The sequence below is a fragment of the Aeromonas sp. s9 genome (genome assembly GCF_040907765.1).
Lineage (GTDB): Bacteria > Pseudomonadota > Gammaproteobacteria > Enterobacterales > Aeromonadaceae > Aeromonas > Aeromonas caviae.
Window position 1 is genome coordinate 127,689 of the sequence record NZ_JBFOCK010000104.1, and the last position, 10,526, is coordinate 138,214.

Below are 10,526 nucleotides of genomic sequence, written 5' to 3' on the forward strand. Positions count from 1 at the left end.
CGGGTGCCCGAATAGGCTTCGCCATTCGAACCTGCAAATTCAATCGAACGATCGTGGTTTAACAGTTAATCGTTGATGGCTCATGCCATCTCATTTCGTTAGGGAGTCAGTCATGCAAAAGCGTCGTCAATCGGGTTTTACCCTGCTGGAAGTGATGGTGGTCATCGTGATCCTGGGGATCCTGGCCAGCCTGGTGGTGCCCAACCTGATGGGCAACAAGGAGAAGGCGGATCAGCAAAAAGCGGTCTCCGACATAGTGGCGCTGGAAAACGCCCTCGACATGTACAAGCTGGACAACAACCGCTACCCCACCACCGAGCAGGGGCTGGACGCCCTGGTCAACAAGCCGACCGCATCCCCTGAGCCGCGCAGCTACCGTGAAGGGGGCTACATCAAGCGCCTGCCGCAGGATCCCTGGGGCAACCAGTACCAGCTGCTGAGCCCGGGCCAGTTCGGCAAGATCGACATCTTCTCCATGGGGATGGACGGCGAAGCCGGGACCGATGACGACATCGGCAACTGGAACCTGAAGGACTTCCAATAAGTGATTCCGCCGCGTCGTGCTCACTGCGCCACCCCGGGGCTGCCTGAATGAAGGTGGCCTCTTGGGCCCGTCACCAGGCCGGTTTTACCCTGCTGGAAGTGTTGCTGGTCGCCATGTTGATGGGACTGGTGGCGACCGCCGTCACCCTCAGCATGGGGGGCGCCAGGGGGGATCGGGAGCTCGACAAGCAGGCGCGCCGCTTCATGGCGACCCTGCAGCAGGCCCAGGAGTATTCGGTCATGGATGGCAGGCTGCTGGGGCTGCGGGTCGAGGAGAACGGCTGGCAGTTTATGTCCCGGGATCCCAAGGATCGCAAGTGGCGCGCCCTGACCGGTGACAAGCTGCTGGGGCCGGTGACGTTGCCGGAGGGGATGACCCTGGCGGTGGAGCTGGAAGGTTTCAACTGGCGCACTGCGTCGGACGAACGCCAGGAGCAGGGTCGGGACGAGCGTGAGCGGACACCCCAGATCCTGGTCTTTCCGGGGGGAGAGCTCTCTCCCTTCGTGCTGACCCTGAGCCAGCAGGACGAGGATCTGCATTACCTGCGCACCGTCAGGGGGGACGAGTTCGGTCGTCTCTCCCTGTTGCAGGATGAAGAGGAAGAAGAGTGAGGAGCGCCAGGCCCGCAGGGGGCGTTCTAGCGCGTCGCACCGCTCTGTCGGGCGGCCCCGCCCGGGTGCGCGGCATGACGCTGCTGGAGGTCATGGTGGCCCTGGCGGTGTTTGCCATCGCCGGGCTGGCGGTGATGAAGACCGCGAGCGAACACCTGGCCGGTCTCAATTATCTGGAGCAGAAGACCCTGGCGACCTGGGTGGTGGAGAATCAGCTGGTGCAGCAGAAGCTCGAAGGCAAGTGGCCGGGAGACAGCTGGGTGGAAGGGGACGAGGAGATGGCCGGGCAGACCTGGTACTGGCGCTATCGCGGCGTCGCCACGGCGGACAGCAACTTCAGGGCGCTGGACATGGAAGTGCGCACCGCGCCCAAGGCCGAGAGCCCGGTGGCCATGATCCGGACCTATCTCAGCCGATGAACATTCATCAACGTGCGTCCATGATCCGGAGCCGGTGTCAGCCGATGATCCAGAGCAACCCCCGCCCATCGTGCCACCGCGGCTTTACCCTGCTTGAGATGCTGGTGGCCATTGCCATCTTCGCCACCCTGAGCCTGGGTGCCTATCAGGTGCTGCAAGGGGTGCTGACCAGCGACGAGGTGGCCAAGCGCAAGGAGGCCCGTCTCTCGGAACTGCAGCTCGCCTTCAGCCTGCTGGAGCGGGACGTCACCCAGATGGTGCCGCGCAGCGGTCGCATCGACGGCGAGAACAACAAGGTGCTGCTGGCGGCGTCCCGCTTCGGCCAGCAGAGCGACGACTGGGGCATGGCCTTCATTCGCGGCGGCTGGCTCAATCCGGACGGCATATTGCCGCGCTCCGGCCTGCAACGGGTGGGTTGGCGTCTCAAGGGGCAGACCCTGGAGCGGTTGAGCTACCTCTATCCGGATCCGGCCATTGGCACCGAGCCGCGCATTCAGCCCGTGCTGACCGGCGTGACGGCGCTGCGCCTCTATTTCTACGACAAGGGACAGTGGAAGGAGGAGTGGACCCAGCGCGACCTGCTGCCCTATGGGCTGGCGGTGGAGCTGGAGCTTGAAGACTACGGCACCATCCGCCGCCAGTTCCTGATCGGAGCCGGTGGTCAGAGGGCAGAGAATGGTAACTGATCGTCGTTTTCCCCTGTCCGTCACGGAGGATGACGGCACTATTCGACGTCGCCAGTTCCTGATCGGCGCTGGTGGCCAGAGGGCGGACAATGGCAATTAAGCGCTCCCGCCCTCCTTTGGCCCCCGGCAGACAGCGGGGCATGGCCCTGCTGGTGGTGTTGCTCATCCTCGCGGTGATGGTGATCGTCGCCAGCAACATGAGCGGCCGCCTGCAACTGGAGCTGCGTCGCACCGCCAACCTCACCCTGGGCAAGCAGGCCTGGTGGTATGCCATGTCGGCGGAGGCCCTGGTGATCAAGGTGCTGAACCAGGACTTCAAGGATGACCCGGATCGGGTGAGTCTGGGACAGAACTGGGCGCGGGAGGACGGGGTCTTCCCGGTGGAGGATGGCACTCTCTCGGGCCGGGTGCGGGATCTGCAATCCTGCTTCAACCTCAACAGCCTGAGCGTGCCCCTCAAGGAGGGGGAGAACGGCGACGATCTCGAGGCCCAGCCTTACCAGTTCAAGGTGTTCCGGGCCCTGCTCGCCCAGCTCGAGGTGGATGATTACGAAGCGGTGCAGCTGACGGACGCCATCCGCGACTGGACCGACAAGGATACCCAGCTGGTCTCGAGCAACGGTGCCGAGGATGCCTACTACGAGGGACTCAATCCCCCCTACCTGGTGGCTAACCAGCGGATGCTGGGCACCGACGAATTGCGGGCGGTGCGCGGGGTGAGCGCCAGCCTGTACGCCCGGTTGGCCCCCTATGTGTGCTCCCTGCCCAATGACAAGCTGGTGGTGAACATCAACACCATCCGGCCGGAGCAGGCGGCCCTGCTGGTGGGGCTCTACCAGGGGAAGATCGGGCTGGACGATGCCAAGCGGGTGCTGACCAGCCGCCCCAAGAAGGGGTGGAAGAACAAGCGGGAGATGACGGAGCAGTTGCAGGTTCAGCCGGGTGCCATCACCGGGCTGGATGGCGCCCTGGACATCAAGAGCAGCTTCTTCGAGGCCCGCCTGCTGGCGGAGGTGGGGGAGACCCGCGCCAGGCTTGAGACCGTCTTCCAGCGTGGCAAGGACAACAAGCTGGTGATGCTGCGTCGCCTGAGCGGCGGCGCCGAATAACAAGGGGGCGTGGGGCGGTTTCAGCTGACCTGCGCATCCCCCGATTGGACTGCAACCCATGGCTGTGCGCCCGCCCCCTGAGGGAGGAGCGGGCATGGCAGGAGAGACATTAGTGAGCGAGAGTCTGGTCATCCGTCTGGGGACCAATGCGCAGCAGCCAGTGCACTGGCTGGTCTGGTCGGCGCAGGAGCAGGAGATCATCGCCTCCGGCATCCTGGCCTCGGCGCACGCCCTCGGCGAGCTGCAGGAGCGTGCCGGTGGTCGCCCCGTGGTGACCCTGGTGCCCGGCAGCGATCTTATCTTCCGGCGGGTCAATCTGCCGGGCAAATACAGCCGCCAGAGTGCGGCGGCCCTGCCCTATCTGCTGGAGGAGCAGATCGCCTCAGACGTGGACGATCTGCACCTGGTGGTGCTCGGCCATCAGGGCCGCGAGGTGGATCTGATGGCGGTGGACAAGGGGAAGATGCACTCCTGGCTCGGCTGGCTGGAGCAGGCAGGGCTCAAGACCCTGCACCTGCTGCCCGACGTGCTGGCACTGCCGCTCGTCGCCGATGGCTGGTCAGCCCTGCAGCTGGGGGAGGAGTGGCTGGTCCGCCAGGGCCCCCGTCAGGGCATAGTGGCGGAGGAATCCCTGCTGGCCATGCTGCTGGCAGCGCAGACCGAACCCGTCACCCTGCACTGCCATACTCCCATCCCCGCCATGGCGGCGGGCAACTGGCAGGGGGCTGACCCGGAACTGCCCATGCTGTTGCTGGCGAAAGGGGCGCTGACCTGCCAGGCCAACCTGCTGCAGGGGCCCTATCGTCCCCAGACCGAATACGCCCGCTACTGGTTGCAGTGGCGCAAGGTGGCGGTGCTGGCAGGCGTATTGTTGCTGGTGGCCCTGGTGCAGCGCGGTGTGCATCTGCACCAGCTGGCGGAACAGGACAAGGCCCTCAAGGCGGAGATCCGGCAGGTCTACACCCGGATCTTCCCGGGGGAGACGCGCATCGTCAACGTGCGCAGCCAGATGACCCAGCACCTCCAGCAGTTGGGACAGGCTCCGCAGGATGGCGTCCTGTTGCTCCTGACCGAGCTGGCCCCGGTGTTTGCCGAGGTGCCCGGCCTCAAGCCCGAGGTGCTGCGCTTCGATGCAGCCCGGGGCGAGCTGAGGTTGCAGGTGACGGCCCCCGGCTTCACCGAGATCGAGCGTTTCCGCGAGCTGGCGGGCAAGCGCTTCGAGGTGCAGCAGGGTGAGGTGCGAAGCACCGAAGGCAAGGTCGAAGGGGCGCTGGTGCTCAAGGGGAGGTCGTCATGATGGACAAACTGCAGAGCTGGTGGCGCGGCATCAGTGCCCGCGAGCAGCGGCTGGTGGCGGTGGGGGGCAGCGTGCTGCTCATCGGGCTCTTCTACTGGGCGATCTGGCAGCCGGTGGCAAATCGCATTGCCGAGCGCGAGCGGCAGGTGGTGAACCAGCAGCAGACCCTGGCCTGGCTCAAGGAGAAAGGGCAGGAGGTGCTGGCGATGCAGGGGGGACAGGGGCGCCAGATCGATACTGGCGGTACCCTGGACGGCGTGGTGAACCGCACCGCCTTCAATCAGAAGATCAAGATTGCCCGCTTGCAGCCCCAGGGTCAGGAGCTGCAGGTATGGATAGACACAGTGCCGTTCGATGATCTGCTGATCTGGCTTGCGACCCTCTCGGATCAATACGGCGTCCAGGTGCAGATCATCGAGCTGGCCCGCGAGGGGCTGGCCCCCGGGCTGGTCAAGGTCAGACGTTTGCAGTTGAGTCGTTCCCAATGAAGCGAAAAATAGTGATCGCCAGTCTCTTCCTGCTGGCCTATCTCGGTTTCCTGCTGGCCCAGTTGCCTGCATCCCTGGTGGTGCGCCATCTGCCGCTGCCCCCCAATCTGGTGCGGCTGGAGGGGGTGAGCGGCACCCTCTGGAGCGGTCAGGCCGCCCGGGTGCAATATGCCAGCGAGTCCCTCACCCAGTTGCGCTGGGATCTCGATGGCTGGTCCCTGCTGCGGCTGGCGCCCGAGGTGTCGGTGCGCTTTGGCGAGCGCAGCGGACTCAACGGGCAGGGGATCCTGGGTTGGAACGGTGCCGCTTTCGGGCGCGACATCACCCTGAATGCGCCGGCCCCCTGGGTGCTGGAGCGGGTGCCGATGAGACCCCCCTTCCCGCTGACGGCGGCGGGCCAGTTGCAGCTCAAGATCGACCAGTTTGCCCAGGGCAATCCCTGGTGCGACAACCTTTACGGGGATCTTCACTGGTATGACGCACAGGCGGACACCCCGGCGGGCAAGTTGGCCCTGGGGGATCCCGAGATCACGCTCACCTGTCTCGACTCCCGGCTGGTGGCCGAGATCAAGCAGGGCTCGGAGGCGGTGCAGGTGCTGGGCAAGCTGGAGTTGCAGGCCAATCGCCAGTACCTGTTCCAGGGCACCCTGAAACCGGGTCCTGAGCTGCCGGACCAGATGAAACAGGGGCTCCCCTTCCTCGGCCAGCCCGATGGGCAGGGGCGCTTCCCGCTGCGTTATCAGGGCCGCATCTGACGGCGTTGCCCATGGTTTGAACCACCCCGCCCCGGCGGGGTGGTGTCGTTATGGGGGCGCGCCGGCTGGCGCCGTGATGAGGTGATTGAGGAAGAAGCTGAACAGCTCGGCCCGGGAGTGCAGGTTCAACTTGGCGTAGAGATGCTTGCGGTGATTCTTCACCGTGCCGCTGCCGATGCCGAGCGCACCGGCAATGGCCTCGGTATCCAGCCCCTGCAACAGCAAACCCGCCACCTGGCGCTCCCGCCGGGTTAGCTGATCTCCCCCCACACTGGCGATAGCCTGCTCCACGGCTCCCTTGAGGTCAGTGCCATCTGACCTGACCGGGCTGCGGGCTAGGCGGGGTGTCTCTTCCCGCCAGTGCTGGCGACACAGGGAGTGGACCAGCGGGAACAGTGCCTCCAGCCTAGTCAGCTCGTCACGGCTGAGGGAGCTGCGCTTGTCGAGGCGGCCCAGAAACAGCATCAGGGTGAGGCCGCCGCGCACCGGCAGGATCAGCCCCACCTCTTCCTGCCAGCCGGTGGCCTGATAGAAGTGGTGGCGATACTCGGGGTCGAGCCGCCCCCGCGACACCTGCGCCAGGGTCCAGACCCCGGCACCCAGCCCCTGCTCCAGCGCCTGCATGAAGGGATCCTGACTGAAGTGGCGGGTGAGGTAGCGATCGAACAGCAGGGCCCGCTGATGATGCAGGTTGTCGTAGAGGTAGACGGGGCGCAGCCCCACCCCGAGCAGCAGGGCACAGTCGAACGCCACCTGTTGCTGGATGAGGCGCACCAGGGCTGCCGGGAAGCCGCTGCCGTGCAGGGCATCGACGGCGGCGGTCAGGCTCAGGGTATCCGTGGCAGGAGACGGGGGCATGGCGATGGGCTCCGGGTCAGGGAATGGTTTCCCCACGATGGCAGGATGCTAGCACGGGAGTGGCAAAACTGTCCCCTGGGGGACATATCTGCCAGCACCGCAAACGGAGAGGATGGCCCTCTTTCTCTTGCTGTTGGAGCCCTCCATGACAAATCCTCACCTGCTCGATGAGCTGACCCAGCGCGGCCTGGTGGCCCAGAATTCCGACCCGGTGGCGCTGGCCGACCATCTTGCCACCCCGCGCACCGTCTATTGCGGCTTCGATCCTACCGCTGGCAGCCTGCACATCGGCCACCTGGTGCCACTCTTGATGCTGCGCCGCTTCCAGCTGGCGGGCCACACCCCGGTGGCCCTGGTGGGCGGGGCCACCGGCCTTATCGGCGATCCCAGCTTCAAGGCAAGCGAGCGCACCCTCAACAGCGCCGAAACGGTGCAAGGCTGGGTCGCCAGCCTGTCGGCCCAGATAAGCGCCCTGTTGCCGGCGAGCGACGGGCTGGCGGCGCCGCTGCTGGTCAACAATGCCGACTGGATGGGGCAGATGTCCGCCCTCGATTTTCTGCGGGACATCGGCAAGCACTTCTCGGTCAACGCCATGCTGGCCCGCGAATCGGTGCGCCAGCGCCTGGCCCGTCCGGATCAGGGGATCTCGTTCACCGAGTTCTCCTACGCCCTGCTGCAATCCCAGGACTTTGCCGTGCTCAACCAGCGCCTCGGCTGCACCCTGCAGATCGGTGGCAACGACCAGTGGGGCAACATCACCAGCGGCATGGACCTCACCCGCCGCCTCCATCAGGCCCAGGTCTATGGCATGACGCTGCCGCTCATCACCAAGGCCGATGGCACCAAGTTCGGCAAGACCGAGGGGGGCACTATCTGGCTCGACCCGGCGCTCACCTCCCCTTACGCCTTCTACCAGTTCTGGCTCGGCACCGCGGACGAGGATGTCTACCGCTTCCTGCGCTACTACAGCTTTATGCCGCTGGCCGAGATTGAGACGCTGGAGGCGGAGGATGCGAAGCGGCAGGGGCGCAAGCTGGCCCAGCAGGTGCTGGCGGACGAGCTGACCGAACTGGTACACGGCAAGGGGGCGCTGGCGGCGGCGCAGCGCATCAGCGAATCGTTGTTCAGTGGCGAGGTAGCGCGCCTTGGGGAGAGCGATCTGGCCCAGCTGGCGCAAGATGGCATGCCAAGCAGCCCCATCAAGGGGGAAACGGATCTGGTGACCCTGCTGGTGGAGTGCGGCCTGGCCAACTCGAAGCGGATCGCCCGCGAGCTGCTGGCGGCGGGAGCCGTCAGCGTCAACGGTGCGATCCGCCGGGATGAGCCGCTCACCGCCGACGATCGGCTGTTCGGCCGCTATCTGCTGCTGCGCCGGGGCAAGAAGCAGTACCACCTGGTGATCTGCTCATGAAGGGGTGAGCGCCTCGATGACGTAGTCGAGGAAGTGGCCGACCAGGGCCGACTCGGCCCGGCGCTGGGTATAGAGGGCGTAGAAATGGGCCCCCTTGGGGCGATAGTCCGGCAGCACTTCGCGCACCACCCCCTCGGCCAGCTCGGCCGCCACCAGGTAGCGCGGCAGGCGGGCTATCCCCAGTCCCTGGCGCATCCCCTGGTGGACAGCCTTCTTGCTGCTGAAGGCCAGCTCGCCCGCTACCTCGAGAGGGATCTCGCGCCCCTGGGCAAGCAGGGGCCAGCGCTCGTGGCGGCCGTACTCCTGGCTGCGGGTGATGAGGCTGTGCTGGTGCAGATCCTGCGGTGTGCTGAGGGGCGGGTGGAGGTCGAGGTAGTCGGCGCTGGCGCAGAGCACCAGATCGTCCACCGCGATGGGGCGCGCCAGGTAGGGCTGGGTGCCGAGCTCGGTGCTGCGAAACGCCACGTGCAGGTTGTCGCGCAGCAGGTCGGCCGGGGTATTGCTGAAGTCGGCGATGATCCGCACCTCCGGGTGGTCGGCGCGAAAGCGCAGCAGCACCGGAGTCAGCACCACTTCTCCCCAGAGATCCGGCGCCGTGATGCGCAGCTCCCCGCACAGTGCCGAGCGGCGGCGCTGCAGGCCGTCCAGCAACTGCTCGTGCAGGGCGATCATCTGGTCGGCCTGGCGGTAGGCGAGCTCTCCTGCGTCGGTCAGTTGCACCCGGCGGGTGGTGCGACTCAGGAGCACGCTGCCGAGGCTCTGCTCCAGGTGGCGCAGATCTTTTGACGCCTTGCTCGGGGTGATGCCGAGCTGGGCCGCCGCCGCGGCGAAGGATCCACAGCGGACGATGGCGACCAGCAGGCGCATCAGGTAGAGGGTGTCGAGCTTGTGGTGACTCATGAAGGGTGGCCTATTGTGTCTTGCTGGGAATGAATGTCTTGCTTGTGCGCCTGATTATATCCTGGTGGCCCGGGTTTATAGTGGCCGCCATGCCATTGCGATCCCGGGAGAGGACGATGAACAAGACATTGGGCGACAGCTTCCACTTCGAGCGAGCCGGATTGCGGCTCAAGAACCGGGCCGTGCTGGCCCCTTTGACCCACAACATGAGCGGCGCAGGCGGTGATCCCGGCCAGGCCGAGCTCGACTGGCTGGCGCGCTGCGCCCGTGGCGGCTTCGGCCTGCTCATCGCCGCCGCTACCCAGGTGCGGCCCGGCGGGCGCTGCTGGGCGGGGCAGCCTGCCCTGATGACGGACGCCCAGCAGCAGGCCTTCACGGCCCTGGCCGACAGTGCGCGGCAGGCCGGGGCGCTGGCGGTGGTGCAACTGCATCACGGCGGGATGCGGGCTCTGCCCGAGCTGAACGACGGGGCGCCGGTCGGCCCGTGCGCGCTGGCGCCGGACGGGCGTTACCCCCTCGGGGTCAAGGGGCTGAGCGAGGAGGAGATTCTGACGCTCATTGACGCCTTTGTGAGCGCTGCCGAGCGGGCCCATGGCGCCGGCCTGCACGGGGTCGAGCTGCACGCAGCCCACCACTTCCTGCTCTGCAACTTCCTCAACCCCCTGCACAACCGGCGCACCGACCGCTGGGGGGGGCAGCCTCGCGAACCGGGCGCGGATCCTGGTGGAGATAGTGCGCGGCATTCGCGCCCGTCTACCCCGGGGCTTCCTGGTCGGGGTGCGTCTCTCCCCCGAGAGCTATGCCCATATCCAGGGCATCGAACTGGCCCATCAACTGGCGGTGGCGCGCCTGCTGGCGAACGAGGGGATCGACTACCTGCACTTCTCCATGGGGGACAGCTTCAAGGCGGTGGCGGGGGATCCCGACGGCGGCGCCCTGCTGGAGGCGGTAAGGGTCGGGTTGGCCGGGCGGGTGCCGCTCATGGTGGCGGGCAAGATTAGCGACGCAGATTCGGCGGAGCGGGCTCTGGCCGGCGGCGCCGATCTGGTGGCGGTGGGCACGGCGGCCCTTGGCAATCCGGACTGGATGGAACGGGTGAGCCGCGGCCTGCCTCTGCATGCAGCCCCTTTCACGGCGGCGCACCTCACGGAGGTCGGCTTCACCCCAAGCGCCCTCGACTACCTGGCTGGCATGGGGGTGCTGGCCCCGCGCGATGCGGCCTGAGGGCTTTCATGAACGGTATGCGCTCGGCAGGCTGTTGAGCTGATGTGACAAGGCCCTCGTGAAGAGGGCCTTGTGCGTGTCAGGCGCCGAGAGGAAGCAGGTCGGCGTAGTCGTCGAGCGCCGGGAAGTGCTGGAAGGTGAGCGGCGGCATCTGGCTGTCGGGGTGACGGATGCCGAGCTGGTGGGCGATGCCGAACTCGGCCGAGGCGGCCAGGATCCGCTCG

Annotated in this window: 11 protein-coding genes and 2 pseudogenes; 11 read left to right on the forward strand and 2 right to left on the reverse strand. The window is 66.4% G+C overall.

The genetic code is table 11. The annotated features are described in order from the left end of the window. Positions 1–112: 112 nt before the first annotated feature. The 9 genes and pseudogenes from exeG to exeN all read left to right on the forward strand — a co-directional run bounded on the left by exeG (position 113) and on the right by exeN (position 5,909). Positions 113–544 (forward strand): GspG family T2SS major pseudopilin variant ExeG, encoded by a 432-nt coding sequence (gene exeG / locus AB5Y54_RS20725; protein ID WP_010675723.1) that lies wholly within the window; start codon positions 113–115, stop codon positions 542–544. A 47-nt stretch (positions 545–591) separates the two neighbouring features. Continuing rightward, positions 592–1,155 carry a GspH family T2SS minor pseudopilin variant ExeH gene (exeH, locus tag AB5Y54_RS20730; RefSeq protein WP_039040587.1) on the forward strand — a complete coding sequence of 188 codons (564 nt, stop codon included), beginning with the start codon at positions 592–594 and terminating at the stop codon, positions 1,153–1,155. A 65-nt stretch (positions 1,156–1,220) separates the two neighbouring features. Next, positions 1,221–1,574, forward strand: a complete 354-nt coding sequence (gene exeI / locus AB5Y54_RS20735; RefSeq protein ID WP_257707003.1) for a GspI family T2SS minor pseudopilin variant ExeI — start codon at positions 1,221–1,223, stop codon at positions 1,572–1,574. A gap of 44 nt (positions 1,575–1,618) precedes the next feature. After that, entirely contained in the window at positions 1,619–2,260 is a 642-nt protein-coding gene (gene exeJ / locus AB5Y54_RS20740) for a GspJ family T2SS minor pseudopilin variant ExeJ (protein ID WP_039040585.1), read from the forward strand. Positions 2,261–2,285: 25 nt separating this feature from the next. Next, positions 2,286–2,360 (forward strand): annotated as a pseudogene (locus AB5Y54_RS20745) (type II secretion system protein GspJ); the annotation flags it as partial. After that, positions 2,350–3,369: a GspK family T2SS minor pseudopilin variant ExeK gene (exeK, locus tag AB5Y54_RS20750; protein WP_368154272.1), complete on the forward strand. Its 1,020-nt coding sequence runs from the start codon at positions 2,350–2,352 to the stop codon at positions 3,367–3,369. The pseudogene AB5Y54_RS20745 and the gene exeK, both read left to right, overlap by 11 nt. A gap of 112 nt (positions 3,370–3,481) precedes the next feature. After that, positions 3,482–4,666: a GspL family type II secretion system protein ExeL gene (gene exeL / locus AB5Y54_RS20755; RefSeq protein WP_081331954.1), complete on the forward strand. Its 1,185-nt coding sequence runs from the start codon at positions 3,482–3,484 to the stop codon at positions 4,664–4,666. Further along, positions 4,663–5,154: a GspM family type II secretion system protein ExeM gene (gene exeM, locus AB5Y54_RS20760; RefSeq protein WP_010675717.1), complete on the forward strand. Its 492-nt coding sequence runs from the start codon at positions 4,663–4,665 to the stop codon at positions 5,152–5,154. Before exeL ends, exeM begins: the two co-directional genes overlap by 4 nt. After that, the gene (exeN, locus tag AB5Y54_RS20765) at positions 5,151–5,909 is read left to right on the forward strand and encodes a GspN family type II secretion system protein ExeN (RefSeq protein WP_109112592.1); all 759 of its coding nucleotides are present in this window, start codon (positions 5,151–5,153) and stop codon (positions 5,907–5,909) included. The genes exeM and exeN overlap by 4 nt, the downstream gene beginning before the upstream one ends. A 48-nt stretch (positions 5,910–5,957) precedes the next feature. Here exeN and AB5Y54_RS20770 read toward each other — a convergent pair whose 3' ends face one another. After that, positions 5,958–6,767 carry a LuxR C-terminal-related transcriptional regulator gene (locus AB5Y54_RS20770; RefSeq protein WP_368154273.1) on the reverse strand — a complete coding sequence of 270 codons (810 nt, stop codon included), beginning with the start codon at positions 6,765–6,767 and terminating at the stop codon, positions 5,958–5,960. 145 nt (positions 6,768–6,912) lie between these two features. Here AB5Y54_RS20770 and tyrS point away from each other — a divergent pair, with 145 nt between their 5' ends. Continuing rightward, a complete protein-coding gene (tyrS, locus tag AB5Y54_RS20775; RefSeq protein WP_279988693.1) occupies positions 6,913–8,178 on the forward strand; it encodes a tyrosine--tRNA ligase in 1,266 nt (421 codons plus the stop codon). Here the strand turns inward: tyrS and AB5Y54_RS20780 are convergent. Next, positions 8,173–9,078 carry a LysR family transcriptional regulator gene (locus tag AB5Y54_RS20780; RefSeq protein ID WP_368154274.1) on the reverse strand — a complete coding sequence of 302 codons (906 nt, stop codon included), beginning with the start codon at positions 9,076–9,078 and terminating at the stop codon, positions 8,173–8,175. The genes tyrS and AB5Y54_RS20780 overlap by 6 nt on opposite strands. Before the next feature lie 116 nt (positions 9,079–9,194). Here AB5Y54_RS20780 and AB5Y54_RS20785 point away from each other — a divergent pair. Further along, positions 9,195–10,302, forward strand: a pseudogene (locus AB5Y54_RS20785) (NADH:flavin oxidoreductase). Positions 10,303–10,526 lie beyond the last annotated feature (224 nt).

What these genes read in the sequence shown, in the direction of transcription:
- exeG (WP_010675723.1), top strand. Translation starts at nt 113, where the DNA reads ATGCAAAAGCGTCGTCAATCGGGTTTTACCCTGCTGGAAGTGATGGTG.
- exeH (WP_039040587.1), top strand. Translation starts at nt 592, where the DNA reads ATGAAGGTGGCCTCTTGGGCCCGTCACCAGGCCGGTTTTACCCTGCTG.
- exeJ (WP_039040585.1), top strand. Translation starts at nt 1,619, where the DNA reads ATGATCCAGAGCAACCCCCGCCCATCGTGCCACCGCGGCTTTACCCTG.
- exeK (WP_368154272.1), top strand. Translation starts at nt 2,350, where the DNA reads ATGGCAATTAAGCGCTCCCGCCCTCCTTTGGCCCCCGGCAGACAGCGG.
- exeM (WP_010675717.1), top strand. Translation starts at nt 4,663, where the DNA reads ATGATGGACAAACTGCAGAGCTGGTGGCGCGGCATCAGTGCCCGCGAG.
- exeN (WP_109112592.1), top strand. Translation starts at nt 5,151, where the DNA reads ATGAAGCGAAAAATAGTGATCGCCAGTCTCTTCCTGCTGGCCTATCTC.
- AB5Y54_RS20770 (WP_368154273.1), bottom strand. Translation starts at nt 6,767, where the DNA reads ATGCCCCCGTCTCCTGCCACGGATACCCTGAGCCTGACCGCCGCCGTC.
- tyrS (WP_279988693.1), top strand. Translation starts at nt 6,913, where the DNA reads ATGACAAATCCTCACCTGCTCGATGAGCTGACCCAGCGCGGCCTGGTG.
- AB5Y54_RS20780 (WP_368154274.1), bottom strand. Translation starts at nt 9,078, where the DNA reads ATGAGTCACCACAAGCTCGACACCCTCTACCTGATGCGCCTGCTGGTC.